The 21,539-nt window shown below is 63.9% G+C and carries 22 protein-coding genes; 8 read left to right on the top strand and 14 right to left on the bottom strand.

Translation table 11 applies throughout. The features are described from left to right. Positions 1-7: 7 nt before the first annotated feature. Genes AC6R19_RS11605 through AC6R19_RS11570 form a run of 8 tightly spaced genes read right to left on the bottom strand, consistent with a single transcriptional unit; the run spans position 8 to position 6,720 of the window. Positions 8-307, bottom strand: a complete 300-nt coding sequence (locus tag AC6R19_RS11605; RefSeq protein ID WP_500580020.1) for a cupredoxin domain-containing protein — start codon at positions 305-307, stop codon at positions 8-10. Positions 308-344: 37 nt separating this feature from the next. Next, positions 345-1,706, bottom strand: coding sequence for an ATP-binding protein (locus tag AC6R19_RS11600; RefSeq protein ID WP_500579978.1), 1,362 nt, complete (start codon positions 1,704-1,706; stop codon positions 345-347). Further along, a complete protein-coding gene (locus tag AC6R19_RS11595; protein ID WP_500579977.1) occupies positions 1,703-2,374 on the bottom strand; it encodes a response regulator in 672 nt (223 codons plus the stop codon). Before AC6R19_RS11595 ends, AC6R19_RS11600 begins: the two co-directional genes overlap by 4 nt. 2 nt (positions 2,375-2,376) lie before the next feature. Then, positions 2,377-3,039, bottom strand: coding sequence for a tetratricopeptide repeat protein (locus AC6R19_RS11590; RefSeq protein WP_500579976.1), 663 nt, complete (start codon positions 3,037-3,039; stop codon positions 2,377-2,379). Continuing rightward, entirely contained in the window at positions 3,036-3,872 is an 837-nt protein-coding gene (locus tag AC6R19_RS11585) for an SDR family oxidoreductase (RefSeq protein ID WP_500579975.1), read from the bottom strand. Before AC6R19_RS11585 ends, AC6R19_RS11590 begins: the two co-directional genes overlap by 4 nt. A gap of 1 nt (position 3,873) precedes the next feature. Further along, positions 3,874-4,545 carry an iron-containing redox enzyme family protein gene (locus AC6R19_RS11580; RefSeq protein ID WP_500579974.1) on the bottom strand — a complete coding sequence of 224 codons (672 nt, stop codon included), beginning with the start codon at positions 4,543-4,545 and terminating at the stop codon, positions 3,874-3,876. A gap of 10 nt (positions 4,546-4,555) precedes the next feature. After that, the gene (locus tag AC6R19_RS11575) at positions 4,556-6,022 is read right to left on the bottom strand and encodes an AMP-binding protein (RefSeq protein ID WP_500579973.1); all 1,467 of its coding nucleotides are present in this window, start codon (positions 6,020-6,022) and stop codon (positions 4,556-4,558) included. Next, on the bottom strand, positions 6,013-6,720 hold the full coding sequence (locus AC6R19_RS11570; protein ID WP_500579972.1) for a thermostable hemolysin: 708 nt from the start codon (positions 6,718-6,720) through the stop codon (positions 6,013-6,015). Before AC6R19_RS11570 ends, AC6R19_RS11575 begins: the two co-directional genes overlap by 10 nt. 160 nt (positions 6,721-6,880) lie before the next feature. Here AC6R19_RS11570 and AC6R19_RS11565 point away from each other — a divergent pair, with 160 nt between their 5' ends. Both AC6R19_RS11565 and AC6R19_RS11560 read left to right on the top strand, forming a co-directional pair. Continuing rightward, positions 6,881-7,429 (top strand): YeeE/YedE thiosulfate transporter family protein, encoded by a 549-nt coding sequence (locus tag AC6R19_RS11565; protein ID WP_500579971.1) that lies wholly within the window; start codon positions 6,881-6,883, stop codon positions 7,427-7,429. Then, entirely contained in the window at positions 7,426-7,956 is a 531-nt protein-coding gene (locus AC6R19_RS11560; RefSeq protein WP_500579970.1) for a YeeE/YedE thiosulfate transporter family protein, read from the top strand. Before AC6R19_RS11565 ends, AC6R19_RS11560 begins: the two co-directional genes overlap by 4 nt. 4 nt (positions 7,957-7,960) lie before the next feature. Here AC6R19_RS11560 and AC6R19_RS11555 read toward each other — a convergent pair whose 3' ends face one another. Both AC6R19_RS11555 and AC6R19_RS11550 read right to left on the bottom strand, forming a co-directional pair. Then, the gene (locus AC6R19_RS11555; protein ID WP_500579969.1) at positions 7,961-8,167 is read right to left on the bottom strand and encodes a hypothetical protein; all 207 of its coding nucleotides are present in this window, start codon (positions 8,165-8,167) and stop codon (positions 7,961-7,963) included. Between the two features lie 239 nt (positions 8,168-8,406). Continuing rightward, the gene (locus tag AC6R19_RS11550) at positions 8,407-9,039 is read right to left on the bottom strand and encodes a class I SAM-dependent methyltransferase (protein WP_500579968.1); all 633 of its coding nucleotides are present in this window, start codon (positions 9,037-9,039) and stop codon (positions 8,407-8,409) included. Positions 9,040-9,215: 176 nt separating this feature from the next. Here AC6R19_RS11550 and AC6R19_RS11545 point away from each other — a divergent pair, with 176 nt between their 5' ends. After that, the gene (locus AC6R19_RS11545; protein WP_500579967.1) at positions 9,216-11,942 is read left to right on the top strand and encodes a cation-transporting P-type ATPase; all 2,727 of its coding nucleotides are present in this window, start codon (positions 9,216-9,218) and stop codon (positions 11,940-11,942) included. Positions 11,943-12,085: 143 nt separating this feature from the next. Here the strand turns inward: AC6R19_RS11545 and AC6R19_RS11540 are convergent, their stop codons facing one another. The 3 genes from AC6R19_RS11540 to AC6R19_RS11530 all read right to left on the bottom strand — a co-directional run bounded on the left by AC6R19_RS11540 (position 12,086) and on the right by AC6R19_RS11530 (position 17,041). Then, positions 12,086-14,509, bottom strand: coding sequence for a phosphoketolase family protein (locus tag AC6R19_RS11540; protein WP_500579966.1), 2,424 nt, complete (start codon positions 14,507-14,509; stop codon positions 12,086-12,088). Positions 14,510-14,536: 27 nt separating this feature from the next. Further along, the gene (locus tag AC6R19_RS11535) at positions 14,537-16,696 is read right to left on the bottom strand and encodes a copper-transporting P-type ATPase (protein WP_500579965.1); all 2,160 of its coding nucleotides are present in this window, start codon (positions 16,694-16,696) and stop codon (positions 14,537-14,539) included. A 123-nt stretch (positions 16,697-16,819) separates the two neighbouring features. Beyond that, the gene (locus AC6R19_RS11530) at positions 16,820-17,041 is read right to left on the bottom strand and encodes a hypothetical protein (protein WP_500579964.1); all 222 of its coding nucleotides are present in this window, start codon (positions 17,039-17,041) and stop codon (positions 16,820-16,822) included. 529 nt (positions 17,042-17,570) lie between these two features. Between AC6R19_RS11530 and AC6R19_RS11525 the strand changes: the two genes are divergently transcribed. The 3 genes from AC6R19_RS11525 to AC6R19_RS11515 are packed head-to-tail and all read left to right on the top strand — an operon-like array spanning position 17,571 to position 18,271. Next, positions 17,571-17,708 carry a hypothetical protein gene (locus AC6R19_RS11525; RefSeq protein WP_500579963.1) on the top strand — a complete coding sequence of 46 codons (138 nt, stop codon included), beginning with the start codon at positions 17,571-17,573 and terminating at the stop codon, positions 17,706-17,708. Then, on the top strand, positions 17,709-18,011 hold the full coding sequence (locus AC6R19_RS11520; RefSeq protein ID WP_500579962.1) for a DUF5676 family membrane protein: 303 nt from the start codon (positions 17,709-17,711) through the stop codon (positions 18,009-18,011). Between the two features lie 44 nt (positions 18,012-18,055). Next, positions 18,056-18,271 carry a hypothetical protein gene (locus AC6R19_RS11515; RefSeq protein ID WP_500579961.1) on the top strand — a complete coding sequence of 72 codons (216 nt, stop codon included), beginning with the start codon at positions 18,056-18,058 and terminating at the stop codon, positions 18,269-18,271. 241 nt (positions 18,272-18,512) lie between these two features. On the opposite strand, the gene chrA is transcribed toward AC6R19_RS11515, so the two are convergent. After that, a complete protein-coding gene (gene chrA / locus AC6R19_RS11510) occupies positions 18,513-19,967 on the bottom strand; it encodes a chromate efflux transporter (RefSeq protein ID WP_500579960.1) in 1,455 nt (484 codons plus the stop codon). 171 nt (positions 19,968-20,138) lie between these two features. On the opposite strand from chrA, the gene AC6R19_RS11505 reads away from it, so the two are divergent. After that, the gene (locus tag AC6R19_RS11505) at positions 20,139-20,525 is read left to right on the top strand and encodes a BlaI/MecI/CopY family transcriptional regulator (RefSeq protein ID WP_500579959.1); all 387 of its coding nucleotides are present in this window, start codon (positions 20,139-20,141) and stop codon (positions 20,523-20,525) included. A 23-nt stretch (positions 20,526-20,548) separates the two neighbouring features. Further along, positions 20,549-21,478 carry a M48 family metalloprotease gene (locus AC6R19_RS11500; RefSeq protein ID WP_500579958.1) on the top strand — a complete coding sequence of 310 codons (930 nt, stop codon included), beginning with the start codon at positions 20,549-20,551 and terminating at the stop codon, positions 21,476-21,478. Positions 21,479-21,539: the final 61 nt, after the last annotated feature.

Here is a 21,539-nt window from a genome sequence, read left to right as displayed (position 1 = left end):
GTCCAGGTCATTGTGCGACGATTTTTCCCTGGGCGGTCTTCGGATTGAATTCGCCGAAAAATGGATAGACACCCGGCGCCAGCGGGCCGATAAAAATAATCGCCTTCTGCCCACCCATAATGACTTTTTCCCGGTTCAGTTCGTAGCTTTCGAACTCCTCCGGTGTCGGGTCCCGGTTGTAGACGATCAGCTTGACTTTGGTATTGGCGGGCACGGTGAGTTCCGAGGGATAAAAGAGATGCCCGCGTATCTCGATTTCGAACTCCGGTCGCGCCGCCTGTGCGGTAAGCGGAAACAGGACAAACATGGCAAGTCGCAGCACATGCCAGTAGAGGCGGTATCGCTCAGTCACCGGAATCTCCATGAATAGAGGTTACTGCGGGCTCGGCCGGAAAGCGTACCAGCACCGAGAGCCCGCGGCCGAATTTTGAATCACCCAGGGAAATATCCGCACCGTGCAGCTCGGCGATATGCTGCACTATCGACAGCCCCAGGCCGCAGCCGCTGACTGCATACTGGTGGCGGTCGCCGCCCACGCGGTAGAAGCGCTCGAAAACCCGCGCGCGCTCCACCTCCGCGATGCCGGGGCCGGAGTCGTCGACCCTGAGCAGGACGCAGCCGTCCTCCGCCTTCGTTTCTACCTCCACGGGGCCGCCTTCGGGGCTGTATTTGTTGGCGTTGTCCAGCAGGTTCTTCAGCAAGATACCCAGGGCAAAGCGGTCTCCCTGCAGCGGCGCGGCACCGCCGGCCAGCTCGATCGATTGTCCCTTTGCAGAAAAATCCCCGTGCAGTTCCGCAATGGCCTCGCGCGCCAGCTGGTGCAGGTCCAGCGGCTCGAACTGCGTCGGGTAGTGGTCCGGTGTGGTGCGGTATAGATTGAGAATCTGTTCCACAAGGTGCGCCATGCGCTCGACGCTCCGCTCCAGTTTGGCGAGAGAATCCGGGTGATTTTTCAGCGCACATTGCTGCAGCTCGCGGGCCAGGTTGTGCGCGTGTACCTTGATCGCGCTGATGGGCGTGCGAAGCTCGTGGGCCGCATCGGCGGAAAAGCGCCGCTCCCGCCCGAACGAGGCCTCCAGCCGCGCCAGCAGGGCATTGGTGGACTGCACCACTGGAAGCAGCTCTTCCGGCACCGGTTCCAGCGGTAGCGGACTCAGGTCGTCGGCGCGCTTCTGGCGCAGTGCATCGGCCAGTTTGCGCAGGCTCTTGAGGCCGTGCCCCACCACTATCCAGATCAACAGGCCCGCAATCGGCAGGCCGAGCAGGATCGGCGTCACCGATTCCAGCGCCACCTTGTCCGCCAGCTGGTAGCGCAGGTCGATGCGCTCGGCCACCTGGGTCCAGTAGTTGCGCTCGGGGGAGAAGTGGGTGTACACCCGCCAGCGGTAGCCGGAAAAATTGACGTCTTCGTAGCCCTCCTGCAGGGCATTGATCGGTTGTCGCGGCGCATTGGCGGAGCGCACCAGCAACCTTCCGTCATGGGACCAGATCTGGAATGCCATCTGCTCGGTGTGCTCCACCACTGCAGACAGCCGATTCGAGGCGGGCATGGCGGTGAGCAGCCTGGCGGTATCCGCCAGCTGGCGGTCGAACAGCCGCTGTGCCTCCGCCATGCTCTCGCGGTAACCATGCAGCGCGGAGACGAAGTTGACCAGGGTGATGATGGACAACAGCGCGACCACCAGGTAGATGCGGATGGATTTCACTCAGGGCCTCGCCCTGGTCCCAGCTTGTAACCGACACCGCGGATGGTCTGGATAAATTCCGGATACAGTTTCTTGCGCAGGTTGTGGATATGCACATCCACGGTGTTGCTGGATACTTCCTCGCCCCAGCTGTAGAGCTTGTCCTCCAGCTGCTCGCGGCTGAGGATCTGTCCCGGCCGCTCTGCCAGCGCGCGCAGCAGGGAGAATTCACGGCGGGACAGGTTTACCGCCTGGCCGGCGCGGGTGACCTGGTGATTGGCGAGATTGATGGTGACGTCGCCCAGCTGGATTTCCGCGCTGAGCCCGGAGCCGGTGCGGCGCTCCAGCGCCCGCAGCCGCGCCAGCAGCTCGTCCACCTCGAAGGGTTTGGTGAGATAGTCATCGGCGCCCGCGTCCAGTCCCTGCACCTTGGAGGGCAGGTCGTCGCGCGCGGTGAGAATCAGTACCGGGGAATCGACGGATTTCTTGCGCAGACCTTTCAGCACCCCGACCCCGTCCATGTCCGGCAGACCGAGGTCGAGGATGATTGCGTCCGGGCGCGCCGCCTGCGCCAGCGCTATGCCCTCGGCGCCCCGCCCGGTGTGGTCGACGGCATAGCCAGCATGCCTCAGTGCGGCGGCTATGCCGTCGGCCAGCGACAGATCATCTTCGATCAGCAGTATCCGCATTGCTACCGGAGCTTTTCCTTTACCTTGGTCATCAGCACCTGGATTTCCCCGCGCCGCCCCTGGTCCGCCACCGGGCGCTCCGGGTCTGCGGGTGCGGCCAGTGCTTTCTGCAGATAGTCCAGCGCCTGTGCATATTCCTTCTGCCGGTAGAGGTAGTCGGCGTAGAAGTAGTTGGCGTCTATATCCGCGGTGCCGAACTGCAGGCCCTTGCGCAGATATTCGCCCGCCTTTTTATCATCGCCGAAGCCCAAAGGCCAGCCGGGCACCTGGTAGTAGAGGGAGCCGAGGCTGGTGAAGGCGGCGCCGTCGAGCACGCTGCCATCAATGGCGATGGCCTGCTCCAGATCCGCCCTGGCCGCCTTGACCAGCGACAGCGCACCCAGCCCGCCCTTGGCGCCCGCGTGGGAGGCACGAATGATCCCGCTCCACACCCATACCTGCGCGCTTTGCGGGTAGTTGGCGGTGGCGGCTTGCGCCTGTTGCGCCAGCACCCCGAAGGCCGCTTCCTGCTGTTTCTCGGGTGTCTGGTATTTGGCTTGTGCCCAGGCCTTTTGCAGTTCGACGACCGCGTCGTTTGCCGGGTCGGCCCAGAGTGCGGGGGAAACCGCCAGGCTCAAGATCGCAGCGAAAATCTTTAGGGAATGTTTTATGCGCATGAACTTCATGTGGATTCTCCTGAGATGTAATTTTGTTTGGCATGTTGGCGGATTAGCGGCATCTTCTTACTCAGCGCGCCATCCACCAGCGAGGGAAAGAGCGCGTTCAGTTTGATAAAGAAACGCTCCGGCCAGCCGATAAAACGCCGCTCGCTGCCGCTTCGGGTAAGCAGGTGTCGCACCTGCTGCGCCACCCGCACCGGCGGGTCGGATTTGTTGCCGAGCGCGCGGTTGAGGCTGTTGACCGCCTCGGTATTGAGCTCGGTATCCACCGCGCGCGGCGCCAGGTAGTGCACCGCGATGTCGCTGTCGCCCAGTTCCCGGCGCAACGCCTCGGTAAAGCCGTGCATGCCGAATTTGCTGGCGCTGTAGACGCTGAATCCCGGGTGGCCGATGTGACCGAAGGCGGAACCGATATTGATCACCGCCGCGCGCTCGCTGTTTTGCAGCAGCGGCAGCAGGTCGCGGGTCAGGGCGATGGGTGCGAGCAGGTTGGTGTTCAGCATGGCACCCAGCGTCCGGTCGCCGATATCACCCAGCATCGCAAAGGTGGATACGCCGGCGTTGTTGATCAGCACATCCACGCCGCCGGGCAGCGCGGTGCAGGTGGACACCAGGGTATTTCTCCGGGTTGCGTCGAGCAGGTCGGCGGTCACGGCGATATGCCGCTTGCTGCCGGCCAGGTCCGCCTTCAGGCGCTCCAGCCTTCCCGCATTCCTGCCCACCAGAACAAGACGGTGGCCATCCTCCGCCAGGGCCTGCGCTATGGCCGTGCCTATGCCGCCACTGGCGCCGGTGAGCAGCACCGTTTGCGGCATATCATCGCGTCTGCGCGCGCGCATCTCAGGCCACCTCCATCTGCCGCGAAGCCGAGTCCAGCTCGCGGAAGATATCGCCGTACAGACGGTAGATCACCCGCGCGCTGTGCACTATGGCCCGCTGGTCCCCCTCCGCCTCGATGCGGTTCATCAACCCCTTGAAAAAGGCCACGTGGCCGATATCCAGCGCACCGTGGGAGCGCAGGTAGCTGAACGCCTTGTCCGGCAGGTCGAGGGACTGCTGGATGGCGGAGGCGGCGCTGTCCGCGAGCTGGATGCTGGTGCCCTCGAGCACATGCACCATGCCGAAAAACCCGAGCGGATTGCCGCGCGCGATGGTGTCATAGGCGTAGGCGACCATCAGTTCGGTGCTGAGATTCGGCGCGCCATTGCGTACAGCCTCCGCATCCGCGCCGCAGGCGGCGATGTCGCCGAGTATCCACTCCTGGTGGCCTGTCTCCTCCTCGATATACTCGGCGATGGCTACGCGCAGCCACTCCTGTTGTTCGCCCAGGCGGCTGCCGCAGGCCATCATCAGCGGCACCGTGTGCTTCACGTGGTGGTAGGCCTGGGCCAGAAAGGACACGTATTCGTCGAGCGTCAGCTCGCCGCGCGCGCCGCGCTGGATCAGCGGAACCTCCAAAAGCGAGCGTCGCGCCGCCTCCGTCTGCTGCTGCAACTGGTCGTAAAACTGCATAGGGCTGTCCTCAGGATTGATACAGGTTTTCAATGATTTCCGCGTAGCGCTCGGCGATGGCGTCGCGCCGCGGGCGGCCGTTCGCGGTGAGCAGGCCGCCGGGGAAGGTCAGTGGCTGTGGCAGCGGCGCCCAGCGGCGCACGCGCGCATAATCCGGCAGGCACCGGTTAACGGTTTGCAGCCACTGCTCGACCTGTTCGGCCTCGGTGCCCGGGCGCGGGAAAATCAATGCACTGCAGTGGGGGCGGCCGTCGCCGAGCAGCACGCACTGCAGCAGCAGTGGTGTCAGCAGGACTTCGCTCTCGATCCACTCCGGGGAGATATTGCGGCCGTAGGAGCTGATCAGGATATTCTTTTTGCGCCCGGTGATATGCAGGTAGCCGTCGCTGTCGAACTCGCCCAGGTCGCCGGTGGCCAGCCACTCGCCGGTGCCGTCCGCATCATCCAGGTAACCGAGATAGCGCGGGCCGCGCACCAGCACCTCGCCCTCCGCCACTTTGATGTCGCAGTGGGGCAGGGGGCGCCCGGCACTGCCGGGGCGGTCGGCTCCGGGCAGGTTGAGGGTCACCACCGAGCCGCACTCGGACAGGCCGTAGCCTTCGTACACCGGCAGCCCGAGGGAGCGCGCCTGCCACAGCAGTTCCGCGGATACCTTGCCGCCGCCCACGGCGACAAACGCCAGCGAGCGCGGCGGCCGCCAGCCCTTGTGCACACTCTGCTCCACCAACGCCTTGAGCATCTGCGGCAGCAAGATCAGGCTGTGCGGCTGCTGCGTGTCTATGCAGCGGCACAGCTGCGCGATATCCAGCTGTGAACTGCCGGAAAACCCGAGGCTGGCGAGACCGGGTGCAATCACGCCGCCGCCGATAAGCCAGCTGGCGTAGGCGCCGGCCACGTTTTCCAGCAGCGTGGCCAGCGGCAGCAGGCACAGGTGACGGCTGGGATTGAGCGCAGAGAGGCTGTCGCGCAGCGCCTGCGCGGTGGTGAACTGGGTGCGATTCGATAGGCAGACGCCGCGCGGCGTACCGGTGGAGCCGGAGGTGAAGGTGATCTTTGCGGTCTGCGCCGGCAGCTGCGGCGGTTCCGTCTGAACAACGCTGATCAGCGCCAGCCCGGCGATCTCCGCCGACGCCTCGCCCACCTGCTCCAGCGCGGTAAAGCGCTCGCAGTCGTCCGTCAAAAGTGCCTGCATGCCACTCGCGTTCAGGGTGTGGGCCAGCTGCTGTTCGGAGAAGAATCCGGGCAGCGGCACCAGTGTAATGCCGGCCCGTTGGCAGGCGAGATCCACCAGCAGCCAGTCGGGGCCATTGTCGGCGTAGAGCCCGAGGGTGGAAATACGCCGGGCCTGAAGTTGCTCCGCGATGGCATCCACCGCCCGCACCAGCTCTGCATAGGTAAAACATGTGCTGTCGCCGGTGAGCGCCAGCCGCTCCGGATACTGCGCGGCGGTGTTGCGCAGACTCTCGATCAATTGCATCTATTGCCCTCCAAAAACAACCGGGCCAGGGGTTTCGCCTGTATGGCGCACTTTTGTAGCAGCTCCCGTGCAAGCGGCTGCTGCAACAGCGCGTCCCGCGAGAGCGGTACGTTGATCGCTGTGACCGCGGGGCGGGTGTCGTAGTAGCTGCCCCAGTTTTTGAGTTCTGCCCCCAGGCGTTTGCCGTCCGCCTCGCACAGCACTACATGGTCGGCGGTGAGCCTGGCCAGCAGTTTGTGCACTTCCGGGGTCGCGGTAAAAATCGCCCAGGTCACGCGGGCGCTGGCGAAGAGTTCGGCGAGCATCAGGAACAGCAGCCGGCTGCTGCCGCGGGAGGTGGAGACCAGGTTGCCGATCTCGACTATGTCCACGCGCGCCACCGGCCGCCCGGCGGCCTCCGCCAGCTGCTGCTCCACCGGCCGGTCCAGATACTGCTCCAGGAAGAGCGTGCCGCTGTCGGCGCGGCGCAGCCCCAGTGCTGCGCCGAGGACGCCGCCGGCATGCAGCGACAGCAGCTGGGGCAGGAAGCTGTGGATGCGTGCGCCGTAGGTTTCGGAGAACTTCCGTGCGATATAGGCTTCCACCTCGGCACGCCCCGAGTCGCCGGCGGTAGTGAGCGCAAAGCGGTGCGCGGGCACCGGCGGCTGGCGCTGGGTAATGCCGGGGGATTCGCAGTGCCGGTTTCCTTCCGCTTCCATTGCATACCCTCTTGGGAGATTGGATAGAGGGCAGTCTAGGGGGGCAAGATTAAGTGAACCTTAAGGGCTCCTCTATAAATCTACCGCGCGCCCGGGGCGGCCCCCGACAACGGCTATCAACGCTATATTCACTTGAGCGGACAAATTTGACGGAGGTGCCATGTCGTCAAGCAGGAAAGGTAACAACGGCGGCTGGAGCCCCTATCTCGCCGGCGCGCTGGCCGGGATACTGGCCGTGGCCTCGGCGTGGCTGACCACGGAAATGCTCGGCAAGACCCACTATCTCGGCGCGTCGACCACCTTCGTGCGCGCGGCGGGACTGGTGGAGGAAAAGATAGCGCCGGCCCATGTGGCGGAGAACGCATACTTCGCCAAGACCAAAGTCAAGATCGACTGGCAGTTTATGCTGGTGCTCGGCATCTTTATCGGCGCACTCATCTCGTCACTCACGGACAAGAGCTACAGGCTGGAAGCGGTGCCGCCGATATGGCGCGAGCGCTTCGGCCCCTCGGTGGGCAAGCGTGCGCTGGGCGCTGTCGGCGGCGGTATCGTCGCGATGATCGGCGTGCGTCTGGCCAGCGGCTGTCCCAGCGGCCATGGGCTCAGTGGCATGATGCAGCTGTCGATCAGCGGGCTGGTGGCGCTGGCGATGTTTTTCAGCGTGGGCGCACTGGTGGCCAACGCAGTCTACAGGAGGGGAGGGCGATGAGCGCTGAACACTGGCTGGGCCTGCTGGCCGGAATCGTATTCGGTTTCCTGTTACAGAAGGGCAGGGTGCTGCGCTTCGAGAAACAGGTTGGCGCGCTGCTGTTTCGCGACATGACCATCCTCAAGTTCATGCTGTCGGCGATAATGGTGGGCATGGTCGGGATACTGCTGCTGGCGCAGCTGGAGGTGATCCAGCTGAGCCACAAGGCGATGAATGTCGGTGCGGTGCTGATCGGCGGTGGTCTCTTCGGTATCGGCTGGGCCATTATGGGCTACTGCCCGGGCACCTCGGTGGGGGCACTCGGAGAGGGACGCTGGCACGCGGCCTTTGCGGTTCTGGGCATGCTGTTGGGTGCGGCCCTCTATGCCGAGCTGTATCCGTTTTTCGAAACCACCATATTGGCCTGGAAGGACTACGGAAAAATCGGCTTGCCGGAATCCCTGGGCGTCTCGCCCTGGTTGCTCGTACTGCTGTTCTGGCTGGTGGCGCTGGGGCTCTTCTATCTGTTTGAGAAGAAAAATATCTAGCAAGCTACATAAGCAGCTGTGGAAAGAGCAGCATAATCGTGTCGAGAAACAGCATTACCAGCCCATTGATCAGTTTCAGCCAGCGCCCGGCGCGCTCCGACAGTTTTCTGCTGCCGAGCGCGACTACTGCGAGCGTCACCATCAATGTATCGTCGGCGATATAGGCGAGGATATAGAGTCCCAGGTAGCCGTGCGGCCCGCGGGTCTTCATCCAGGGAGCGGTAGACGATGCGCAGGTTCGGCCTTGTACGGGCGAGTTGCGGCAGGTATTTCTTGGCCTCGGCACAGTGGGGACAGCCATGGCGAATGAAGACCTCGAGTACCTGTGTGCTTTCGCTTTGTGGTTCCGCGACAGTCGCCAAGGGACAGGTGAAAAGCAAGACAAAGGGCAGAAAGAGTCGCAGAAAAATAGACGGGGTAATTCCCACGCTCCTGTCCCCTGTATATTGGCTACGGCCGTATGGCTTTCACCACGACAAAAGCCCCCCGACCGTAGCCGCCGCTTAAGGGCTCGATCTCGCGTGTTTGCTCCGGCGCCTTCGACAGGGTCTGCCCCCACACCGACACTGCAAAACCAGTGTCGTCCAGCAGCCGCTTCACTTCGCTCGCGGAGAAGAAGGTTGCGCCGCGGTAGAAGGCACTCTCGGCCCGGTGGGCCTGATAGTGTTGGCCGAGGGTGCTGGCGCGATCGATAAAGCCGATTACCAGTGCGCCGCCGGGCTTCAACACGCGGCGGGCCTCGCGCAGGGCCGCAACGGCGTCATCCAGGAAACATAGGGTGGTCACGCACAGGGCGCGCTCGAACAGGCCGTCCGCGAAGGGCAGGGCTTCCGCCACCGCCTGTACCGCGGCGATGTCCCGCCGCGCCGCATAGTCCAATACGGCTCGGGCCGGGTCTATGCCCACCTGTATGCCCAGCGGTGCGGCGAAGCGCCCGGTGCCGACGCCTATGGACAGGCCCAGTCCCTGCCAGGGCAACAGTGCGCGAATCGCCAGCAACTCCGAGTGGTAGGCGCCCGCGTGGCGCTGGAACCAGTCGTCGTAGCGGCGGTGATGGGATTCGAACGGTTCGGTTCTCGGCATAATCAGGGCAGCTCCGGTGTGTCGTGTTCACAGTCGCCCAATCGGCGCACGCCGTCAGCCGGCAGAGGGAGAGTCCATGGCGTGAGTCTAGCACTGGCGGTGGCTATACCTCGCGGCTGCTATTCTCTGCCGGTGATAAGGGGGTAGAAGTCGGTAAATTCGATCAAGGGGTTCCGATGAGGCGCGAACAAAACTGGCACGCGTTGTCGCAGGAGCAGGTACTCTCCGAACTGGAGACGACGCCGGCGGGGCTCAGCGAGAGCGAGGCGCTGGCGCGACTCGAAACCCACGGCCCCAACCGCCTGCCGGCGCCGCCGAGACACGGACTGCTGCGGCGTTTTTTCACGCATTTTGACAACATCCTGATCTACGTCCTGCTGGGCGCGGCGCTGATCACCAGCCTGCTCGATCACTGGGTGGATACCGCCGTGATCCTCGCCGTGGTTGTCGTCAATGCCGTTATCGGCTTTGCCCAGGAAGGCAAGGCGGAAAAGGCGATGGATGCCATTCGGCATATGCTGGCGCCGCGGGCCGCGGTGCTGCGCGGCAACCAGAGGCACTCCGTCGAGGGCGAAAAGCTGGTGCCCGGCGATATCGTCTTGCTCGAGGCCGGCGACAAGGTGCCGGCCGATCTTCGCCTGCTGAAGACCCACGGCCTGCAGATCCAGGAGGCGATACTGACCGGCGAATCGGTCGCGGTGGAAAAGCGGACCGATCCGGTCGGCGCCGATACGGCGCTGGGTGACCGCTCCTGCCTGGCCCACAGCGGTACCACCGTCACCAGCGGGCAGGGCGTGGGCGTGGTGGTGGCCAGCGGCGCGGAGACCGAAATCGGGCGCATCAGTGGCCTGCTCGCCGAAGTCGAAACCCTGACCACTCCGCTGGTGGAACAGATGGGGATATTCGCCCGGTGGCTCGCGGTTTTTATCCTGGCCATTGCCGCGCTGATCTTGATCTTTGGGTTGTTTGTCTTGCATCACGAGTTTTCCGAGTTGTTTATGGCGGTCGTGGGCCTATCGGTGGCCGCCATACCGGAGGGGCTGCCGGCGGTGCTGACCATAACCCTGGCGGTCGGAGTACAGGCCATGGCGCGGCGCAACGCCATCGTCCGCCGCCTGCCGGCCATCGAGACACTGGGATCGGTATCGGTGATCTGCACCGACAAGACCGGGACCCTCACGCGCAACGAGATGAGCGTTGCATCGGTGGTCATACACGGGCACCGGTATGCCGTTGGAGGCGACGGTTATGAACCGCTGGGGGAGATAACGCGCGAGGGCAGCCCGGCTGCCCTATCGGACCACCCGCCTTTGCTCGAGCTGGCCCGTGTCGCGGCCCTGTGTAACGACGCCGAACTCAGGAAGCACGAAGACACCTGGACCGTCGAAGGCGATCCCATGGAAGGCGCGCTGCTGGCCTTTTCCGCCAAGGCCGGGATGGACGGCGCCGAAGCCCGCAGCCAGTGGACCCGCACCGACCTCATTCCCTTTGATGCCAGGCACAAATTCATGGCCACCCTGAACCACGACCATGAAAACCACGCTCTGATCGCCGTCAAGGGGGCGCCGGAACAGATTCTGGCGATGTGTAAAGCCCAGCGTACCGCCGAGGGGGATACCGCACCGCTGGATGAGGCTTATTGGCGGGAGCTGGCGGACGAGGTGGCGGCGCAGGGCCAGCGCGTGCTGGCCCTGGCCACCAAGCCGGTAAAGCCCGAGCACACCGTGCTGGAAGAGTTGGACGTGAAGGATACGCTGATATTTCTCGGCCTGGTCGGCCTGATCGATCCGCCCCGCCAGGAGGCGATTGCGGCGGTGGCGGAATGCCGCGGGGCCGGCATCCGGGTGAAGATGATCACCGGTGACCATGTGGCGACCGCCAAGGCCATCGGGCAGCAGATAGGCCTGCAGGAGCCGGAAAAGGCGCTGACCGGTGTGGATATCGACAACCTCGATGACACGACCTTGGGAGTGGAAGTGCTGGACGTCGATATCTTTGCCCGCACCAGCCCCGAGCACAAACTGCGATTGGTGACTGCGCTGCAGGCGCACGGCATCACCGTGGCGATGACCGGCGACGGCGTCAACGATGCCCCCGCGCTCAAGCGCGCCGATGTCGGCATTGCGATGGGCAGAAAGGGGAGCGAGGCCGCCAAGGAAGCCTCAGAACTGGTTCTGGCGGATGACAACTTCGCCTCCATCGCCGCCGCCGTGCGTGAGGGGCGCACGGTTTACGACAACATCAAGAAGGTGATCAGCTGGACGCTGCCGACCAACGCCGGTGAAGCCTCGAGCATCATCGTGGCGCTGATGTTCGGCATGGTGCTGCCGATAACACCCATCCAGATTCTGTGGGTAAATCTGATTACCGCGGTCACCCTCGGCATTGCGCTCGCGTTCGAGCCGACCGAGGAGAACACCATGCACCGCCCGCCCCGGCCCCGCGGCCATCCGCTGCTGACGGGCGTGCTGGTCTGGCATATCGTGCTGGTGGGCATCCTGTTCCTGTGCGGCGTGTTCGGGATTTACACCTATGCGATTGACCGGCAGTACTCCCTGGATCTGGCGCGCACCATGGCGATGAATACGCTGGTGGTGATGGAAATCTTTCATCTATTCTTTATCCGCAACATGTACGGCACCTCCCTGACGTGGAAGGCGGTGCGCGGCACCGGGGTTGTATGGCTGGCGGTGATTGTGGTTACCGCCGGGCAGTTCGCCATCACCTACCTCTCTCCCCTGCAGGGGATCTTCGCCACGGAAGCCGTATCTTTCCCGGATGGGGTGCTTATCGTCGGCGTAGGTGTGGCGCTGTTTGCGATCATCGAGATCGAGAAACAGATCCGGCTACGCCTTTCCCGGCCTGCGGGTGCCGGTGATTCTCTCCAGAGAACGGGGGATTAAAGAAATCAGCGCCCAGATTCCCAGCAGGATCAGGCTCCAGGCCAGGTAGGCGAATTTCACCGCCAAGCCTCCCGCGCGCACTTTTGGCTGGGGTAAAGACCGAAGATCACTCTGCCATGTCCGTCCTTCGCGGACGGTGTCGGTCACGACGAGAAGCGCAGCAGCGGGCGCGGATCCGCTTTCCCGGCGAGGGCCGCCAGCTCCTCCGCCCGTAGCCATTCGGACAGGGGAGTTTCCAGTTGATCGGACAGCGACTGCAGCAGGTGCAGCCAGCTGCAGCCGTTGGCAAACAGCATGCCCTCGACGTCCAGGGTGCCGCCGCGGTTGCGATAGCCGTGCAGGATGCAGCCATCCGGCAGCAGCCCGGCGAGGGCCTCGGGGCGGGTGTGGCTGGCGACCAGGGTGGCGATGGCGTCCGCGGGGAAGAGCGCCTCCGCGAGCTTGGGATCCGCACCCGCCTGGCGCTCCCACTCGTCGCGGAAGTGCCGGCGGAAGCGGCCGGGCTCGAGCAGGCACACCAGCGCAGCGTCGATCCCGCGCTCCGCCAGCCGCCGTTGGGCCAGCCGACACTGCTGTAACTGGTAGGCGCCCACGGCCACCAGGCGCACGCTTGCATCCGCATCGCCGCCAACCAGAAGGGCGCCGTCGCGCACCAGCTGCCGCGCCTCTTCGCCGTCCAGCAGCACCGGCAGCTCCTGCTTCGGCACCACCAGCGCATGCACTTCGCCCTGCCGCCGGTAGCAGTCCGCGAGGGCGGCCAGGGCGCTGTTGGCATCTGCCGGGAAGCGCACAACGCTGGTGTCGGACATCTCGCCGAGCAGTGCCTCGCACAGGGTCGGGTCTTGGTGGGATTGCTCGTTCTTGCCGTTTTCCCAGGTGTGGGAGCTGAGCAGAAAGGGCACCGACAGCCATCTGGGCGGCCGTCCCGCTTCCTTCTGGTGGCGGGCGAAGATGATCTCCTGGCGCACGATGCCGAGCATCTTCACCGCGAAGGCCTCGTAAGTGACGACCAGGTTGATACCGCCCTTGTTGCCCAGTGCCGCGCAGGCCACCGCCTCCTCGTTCAGGGCGGTGATCACCGAGCCGTCCACCGCCTCGTCGCTGCCTGGCTCCGGCTCGAACACCCGGTGGCGGAAGTGCTTCAGGGTGCGGTAGAAGCGGTTGCTGGTCAGTTCGTCGGGATTGCCGACGCGCACCCGCCACTCGGGATTGGAGCCGGTGACGGCTACGAAGTACTCGTCGAGCGCCGCCATGGGCGACACGCGCTCGCCGACGGGGCGCCAGCCCGGTTCCAGCTGCTGCTTGAGGGAGAGGTCGCGCCTGCTCAGGGGGTGATCCTTTTCCCGCGCCCGGCCCTGTGCGGCGTGGTTGCTGAAATAGGGCCGCGCCTCGCGCAGCGCGCTTTCTTCCACGTGGAGTTCGGCGGCACCGGCGGTGAACTCGCCGCGGGCGCTGTCGTCCTGAGCGGGGTTGCCCGCCAGCGGCAGCCCGTGGGCGCGGTTGGTGCCGGCACCGGGAAAACCGTAGCCTTTTGGCGCCTCGGCGATCACATAGTGCAGCGGCACTGGGTAGTGGGCACTGCCGTTGGCGACCGCATCGGCGCACCCCTGCAGGCGCTCCTCCGCCTCGAAGATGGCCCAGGCGAAGGCGGCGGGGTCGGTGCCGTCGATCAACAGCGGGTCGAAGCCGTTCAGTCGCAGGTGCGCGGCAAACCAGTCCACGCCTCCCTGCTGGAACAGGGTCGAGCGCTGCTCAATGCGCCGCCCGTTGGCGATCATGATGGGGGTGACCAGGCCGCAGTCCTCGGCGCGCCACCAGCGCGGTGCCCAGTCGCCGCCGCGCTGCTCCTCGAAGGCGCCATCGCTGAGAAAGGCCACCAGCCGCTCGCCCGGCAGCGGCATATGCACATACTGCAGTTCCGCGAAGCCGAGGTAGCCGCCCTCGAGAATGCCGCCGGCGGTATTCACGTTCACGTGGCTGCCTAGGGGAGATTCCGGTCGCCCCCGGCTGTCCAGCGCGTAGGAGTAGAAATCACGCACGAAGCGGGTCAGACCGGCATCGGTCCAGCGGTAGCGGGCGGCGTGCTCTGCCTCCATATTGCCCACCAGCAGGTTGCAGGCGTCGATGGCGGCCACGCAGTGGCCCTGGCCCATCAGCCAGCTGCGGGTTAGGCCGCAGAGGGCGTTGGCCGCCAGGTAGCCGATATAGCCGGGCACCATGTTCAGCGAGCCGCCGGTATGGCCCTGGGGATCTGTCTTGAAGTCCCCGGCGTCCATGGCGCGGCCATCAGTGCAGACGCGCTTCGTGTAGGTCATGTGCACCACCAGCCACATGGCGGCCCGCGCCAGCCGGTCGGCCGCCGCCAGCAGGCGGAACACCCGGGACCTGTCGGGGACGGCGCCGCGCTGTTCCAGGTCGCAGGCCATGCGGAAGACCCTGACCTGGGTGTCGGCGCGGTGGTGGATCACCCCGTATCCCGCCGCCCAGGCGGCGAATTCCCCATCGTGCGCGCGATAGCTGCGCGCCTGGCGCGCGTCCTGGTGCCGTTGGTGTGCGTCCCGATTCATTGCTCCCGCTCCATATGCCCAGCCTCCCTATATCCGTACGCGGTTTAGTCGCAGCGCATTGCCAATCACCGACACCGAACTCGCGGACATAGCAGCGGCGGCGATCATGGGCGACAGCAGTATGCCGAAGGCGGGGTAGAGCACGCCGGCGGCGACGGGCACGCCGGTGGCGTTATAGGCGAAGGCGAAGAAGAGATTCTGCTTGATATTGCGCATGGTGGCGTGGGACAGGCTCCGGGCGCGCGCTATGCCGCGCAGGTCGCCCTTGACCAGGGTGATGCCGGCGCTTTCCATGGCCACGTCGGTACCGGTGCCCATGGCGATGCCCACTTGGGCCTGGGCCAGCGCGGGGGCGTCGTTGATGCCGTCGCCGGCCATGGCCACGACGAGGCCCTCCTTCTGCAGCTTCTTGATGTACTCGGCCTTCTCGTTGGGCAGCACATCGGCGAATACCCGGCTGATATCGAGGTTTTCCGCCACCGCCTCGGCGGTAACGCTGTTGTCGCCGGTAATCATGACGATCTCCACCCCGTCCCGGTGCAGCAAATGGATGGCCTCCGGTGTCGACTCCTTGATCGGGTCGGCCACACCCACCAGCCCGGCGGCCTTGCCTTCCACCGATACGAACATCACCGTCTGGCCCTCTCCCCGCAGGGTCTCGGCAGTTTTCCACAGATCGCCGATATCCACGTCCAGGTCTTTCATCAGCTTTCTATTGCCTAGGGCGACTGCCTTGCCGTCCACGCGGCCGCGCACCCCCTTGCCGGTGACCGAGTCGAAATCCTCCGCCTTGACCAGTTCCGCGCCGCGCTCCTCGGCACCGCGCACTATGGCCGCCGCCAACGGGTGTTCGCTGCCGCGCTCCAGGGAGCCCGCCAGGCGTAGCAGGCTGTCCTCGTCGAAACCCTCGACGGTCTCGACACTGACCAGCGCCGGCTTGCCCTGGGTCAGGGTGCCGGTCTTGTCCACTACCAGTGTGTCCACCTTGCGCAGCAGTTCTATCGCCTCGGCGTTCTTGAACAGCACCCCGAGGCTGGCGCCCTTGCCGCTGGCCACCATGATCGACATGGGCGTGGCCAGGCCGAGGGCGCAGGGGCAGGCGATGATCAGCACCGCCACCGCGTTGATCATCGCGTAGACGCCGCGCGGTTCCGGCCCCATGGTGGCCCAGACCGCAAAGCTGACCAGCGCGATCAGCACCACCGCCGGCACGAAATACGAGGCCACTACATCTGCCAGTTTCTGGATGGGCGCGCGGGAGCGCTGCGCCTCGGCCACCATCTGCACTATCTGCGCGAGCAGCGTCTCTGTACCGACGCGCTCCGCCTCCATCACCAGCCCGCCCGTGCCGTTGACCGTGGCGCCGATGACCTTGTCGCCCTCGGTCTTCTCGACCGGGATCGGCTCGCCGGTGATCATCGACTCGTCCACACTGGAGCGCCCCTCCAGCACCACGCCATCAATCGGGATTTTTTCGCCGGGGCGCACCCGCAACTTGTCGCCGACCTCGACCCTGTCCAGGGGGACGTCCTCCTCGTTCCCGTCGGCATCGATGCGCCGCGCCGCCTTCGGCGCCAGCCCCAGCAGCGCGCGGATGGCGGCGTTGGTCGCGCTGCGTGCCCGCAGTTCCAGCACCTGGCCCAGCAGCACCAGGGTGACGATCACCGCGGCGGCCTCGAAATAGACACCGACCATCCCGCTCTCCTCGCGGAAGGTCCCTGGGAAAAAATCGGGAAACAGCAGCGCGATCACGCTGTAGAAATAGGCCACGGCGACGCCCAGCCCGATCAGGGTGAACATGTTCAGCTTGCGGGTAATCACCGAGCGCACCCCGCGCACGAAGAAGGGCCAGCCACCCCAGAGCACCACCGGCGTCGCCAGTATCATTTCCAGCCAGCCGCCCACCCTGGTCGGAATCCACTCGTCCAATGGCAGGAAGGGAATAAACCTGGACATCGCCAGGACCACTACCGGTACCGTCAGCAGGGCGCTGATCCAGAAGCGCCGGCGCATATCCGCAAGTTCCGGATTCTCCTCGTCCGCGGCTGCGCTGCGCGGTTCCAGCGCCATGCCGCAGATGGGACAGTCGCCGGGTTCGCTGCGCACTATCTCCGGGTGCATGGGGCAGACCCACTCGTCGGAGGTGTGCTGCGAATCTTTTTCCGGACGGTGTCGATTCCGCGCCATGCCAGAAGCTCCGTGACAGTTCTATTGCTTTACAGTAATAATCCAATCGGGCCGAAAATTGCGCGGCGCGAGTGGTCTGGTCGCCGGCGGGGCTCGAGAAGTTGATGTCAACAACAGCTTAAGTCACCTACGCCCGAACAGATATTTCAGCAGAGCCAGTATCGCCAATACCAGGGCCACGAGAATCAGCACGCCGAGTATCCACCAGACCGCGTGGCCCCAGCCGCCCATCATCATACCGTGGTCGGACTGCGCGCGAGTGCCAGTGGCGGCTAGCAGCACCACCAGTGATGCCAACAACTTTATATACAGGTTCATTTCCAGCTTCTCCCAGTAGTCTTCCATTTGTGGAGCTTCAGGGGCTTTCCGGTTTCCAGAGAATGAAGGTTGCAGGTATTACCAATAGCACAAATACCAGCGCGCTCAGTATGCCGCCTATCATGGGTTCGGCGATTGAACAGCAGCAATAGCCAAACGGGGCTCGTTGCTACAATTCGTTACGGGATATGCGTTTTATGGTGGACGATTGTGCCGCCAGCCTCCGGTGGAGATAAGTCATGCAAGTTGAAATCCTGCGGGATGTGCTGGTCTGGACCCGCGAGTTCCACAAGAATTTGTCCGCCTGCCTGCACATTGTGCGGGCAAGAACGAGAACGCCCGCTCAAAGCTGTTGCTGGAGTACCTGGCGCGGCACGAGGAGTGGCTCGCCGGAATAGTTGCCGGGTTCGTGGAAACCGCCGAGACGAGGGCGCTGCACACCTGGTGCTACGATTACATGGAGAAGCCCCCCATTGCACAGCACGCACTGCGACGCACCTTTCCAGGATCTCGAACCGAATGAAATCATGGTCGTATCACCGACCAGCACGAGCAGGTGATTGATCTCTACCGCTACCTCCACGGCAGGGCGGACATCGAGGCTACGCGGGAGCTGGCGGAAGAACTGCAGTCGCTGGAGGAGCAGGAGGCCAGGCAGATGACCCAGAGCGCCAATAGAATGCAGGAGATGTAAATGGATGCCGACAAATCCGTTCAACCCGTTGAAAGAGGGATTCCCACGATGAAATTGCACGCCTGTAAATTCGGCATCGCCTCCGCGCTCAGTTTTGCCATCGCCTGGCTGCTGTGCAGCCTGCTGGTCGCGCTGTTGCCCGACATGACGATGGGTCTGTCCGGCGACATGCTGCATATGGACATTTCCCAGATGGGCTGGCACCTCACCGCCAAGGGAGTGTTCGTCGGCATGATCGCCTGGGCGGTGGTCGCCGGCTTTATCGGCTGGCTGCTGGCCTGGATATACAACCGGCTGGTCTGAGTCCTTCGGCGGAGGAAGGGCAGTGGCAGGGCCTGGAGTCGCTGATGGGCGTCGAGGCGGTGGATGTCCGCGGCGGCGAGGTAACCGTGATCTACGATCTGGTGCAGGTTTCCCTGAGTGAAATCGAAGACGCGATAGTCGCGGAACTCGGTGGTTTAAGAGAAGGGGTCACGGATAGGATCCGCCGCGCATTCATCCACTACAGCGAGGAGTGCGAACTGGAAAATCTCGCTCATCTTACCGGCCACTACCGCCCCTGATAAAAGGGCCTGCAAAAAAATTCTAACGAGGCTCGATGTCCAATTTCATTCTACCGGTAATGGCACTGGCGGTAGTTGCCATACTGTTCCGCCCGGCATTGCGTAATTCGCCGCTTTGGCGGGCCACGGTAACGCCATCTCCTGTCGATACAGCGGTTTTTCTCCACTGTTGATTGCCGGGCCAATAACCGTCACCTTGGCGCCGCTGCGGAAATTCATGTACGGCAGCGGGATGAAGTAATCACGGGCCGGCAAGGCTCACGACAAGGTGGTAGCCAATGCCCAGCAGGGCGCTGACGAAAATTACCGGAAGCATGCCCATTTTGAAGCGCAGCATTGCGCCAAAGGCGCCGCACGCAAGCAGGATGCTGGCGATTTGCACGCTGTCCAGGGCCGGAACGAGAAGCTGCATTCCGTAGGCGCGGACCGTCGCCACATCGGCAAAGGCCACATGCACCGCAAACCAGATTGCCAGATTCAACATGACACCGACAACCGCGGCGGTCACTGCCGACAGGGCCGCGCTTACCGAGCGGTTGCCGCGCAGGGTTTCCACATAGGGTGCGCCGAGAAAAATCCACAGGAAACAGGGGACAAACGTCATCCAGGTCACCAGGACCGACGCGAACAGTCCCGCGACAAACGGATCGAGTACTCCCGGATCACGGAAAGCGCCCATGAAGCCGACGAACTGGGCCACCTGGATCAGCGGCCCGGGGGTGGTTCCCGCCATTCCCAGGCCGTCCAGCATTTCCCCGGGGGCCAGCCAGCCGTAGTTCTGCACCGCTTCCTGCACCATATAAGCCAACACCGAGTAGGCGCCGCCGAAAGTCACCACCGCGAGCTTGCTGAAAAAGAGACCTATCTGGGTAAATACATTGTCCGTGCCCAGTGTCACCGCCAGGAGAATCAGCGGTACGAACCATAGCGGCAGCCAGACGGCGAGCACCTTGAGGGCCCGGCCGCGGGATGCGCGGGTATGGCCCGCGGCGCCGCCGTCCATCATCGCGTCGACCGCCTGTTTCCCGTCTTCCGGGGTTTCGTGGCCGCGGATGACCACGAATCGCTCCGGATCGAGATACCGGCCCGCCAGGCCGATCAGGCCGGCGGCGATGATCACCAGTGGAAAGGGCACGGCAAAGAAGAAAATGGCTACGAAGGCGGCCGCGGCCAGGGCGTACATGTAGCTGTTCTTCAGGGCCCGCCTGCCGATGCTGATCACGGCCTGGATGACGATGGCCAACACCGCCGCCTTGATGCCGAAAAACAGCGCCTGCACCAGGCCCGTGTCCTGAAAACCGGCGTAAAGCAGACTGAGCAGCAGAATGCTCAGGAACCCGGGCAATACGAAAAGGCTACCCGCTACCAGTCCGCCCCTGACACCGTGCAACAACCAGCCGATGTATGTCACCAGTTGCTGGGCCTCCGGCCCCGGCAGCACCATGCAATAGTTGAGCGCGTGCAGAAACCGGTTCTCGCTGACCCAGCGTTTTTCGTCGACCAGGATGCGGTGCATGATCGAGATCTGCCCGGCAGGTCCGCCAAAGCTCAGGACCGCCACTCGCAGCCACACCCGGAGGGCTTCGCCAAAGGATACCCGGTGGCCGAATTCGTTCAGGCCCCCGGTGGTGTCGCTGTCCGGGCGGAGCGCGGAGTCTCGGGAGGTCTGTGGCCTTGAACTTGGGCGTTTCGGCATGCTTTCCCTTCACCGGGGGAGGTTTTCCAGGGATTGTAACAACTTCAAAGTCACCTTGATCGGCGGGGAGGGATCGGGATCTCGGCAAGCCGATGAAAAACCTATTGACGGTCGGTTTTTTCGCTCTGTATCATCCTGGCAAGCAGCAGCTGAACAGTATGGGCGGGTCATATGCGACTTGGCGACCTGGAAAAACAGGTTCTTCACTATTTGTGGGAAGCGAAATCCGCCGACGCCAAGCAGGTCCATGCCCATTTGAGCAGAGCCCGCGGCGGCTCCCTCAATACCATCCAGAGCACTCTCGACCGCCTGTTCAAGAAAGGCCTGCTGAGTCGGGAGAAGCTGGGGCACGCCTTCCAGTACCGCCCGGCCGTGGAGCGCTACGCCTTCGTCGGCCAGTTGATCCAGGATGTCACCCGCGAATTTGTCGACGATGACAACGGACTGGTCGCGGCCTTTACCTCTATTTCGTCGGAACTGACCGAGGCCCAGCTGGAGCAGCTCGAACGGCTGATCGAGACGCAGAAGGCGAGGCGCCGGAAGGAGGGCGGTGCATGATCCTGGGGTAGGCGGCGCTGCTGTTGAACCTGCTCACCATTGCGGCCCTGTGCCTGTTTATCGCTGTTCTTCTCGCTTCCTGTGCCTGCGGCTACTTTACCCGCTTCCCGGTCCGAATGACCGCCGCTGCCCGGCGCCCGCTGTTGTGGAGCACGGTACTGCTCCCCTGGCTGGCAGCCGGTGCCGCCGCGCTGATGCTGGTGTTTCCCGGCATGTTGGGGGAGCGCGCCGCAAGCCTGGCGCACTGGCATCATATCCACGCGTTCAACGTTTACAGCTGGCACGGCCTGTCCGCCCTGGGCTTTCTGGTACTCGTCGGGGTGCTGCTGTTGCGCAGCGGGCTGCGGGCTTATCGGCACCTCGCGCAACTGAGGCTGCTGATGCAGGTCTGCGAACGGGATGCAGAAGACCACAGCATTATCCTGTCCGGGCGGGCGCAGGCCTTCACCAGCGGCCTGTTGCGCCCGCGCTGCTTCTTCACCAGCAGTCTGCGAGACGGCGTAACGCCGGCGGAGCTCGCGGTGGTTCGTCTGCATGAGGAAGCCCATGCGCAGCGCCTCGACCCCCTCAAGAAACTGCTGTTTGCACTGCTCGCGGGCTTTTTCCCGCGCGGGGCGCGGCGCTACCTGAACCGGCAAATGGCGCTGTGCATCGAGCAGTGTGCCGACGAGCAGGTTATCCTCCAGGGCTGGAGCGAAACCTTTATCGCGCAGACGCTGCTCAAAGTGACTAGACTCTCGAACGCGATCAAGCAAGGCGCCATCGCCTCTCCGCTGTGCTGCCATTTTGCGCTGCAACAGCTGGACGCGCGCATTCAATATCTTCTGGGAGATCGCAAGGGTCACTCTTTCCCTCCGGTATTGATCGCGGTAATTTTTCTTCTGCTGACCGGCAGCTGTCTTTTCTCGGTGGACGCACTCCACCACCTCATCGAATCCCTGTTCTCTCACTAAGGAATCAACGTGCGCGGAATCTCAAGGAGCCTTGCCGACAAAAAACCGATTTGTTATCGGT

It is taken from the genome of Microbulbifer sp. SE14 (genome assembly GCF_059834885.1).
Note: the sequence above shows the minus strand (reverse complement) of the source record. Positions and strands in the feature narration are given on the sequence as shown.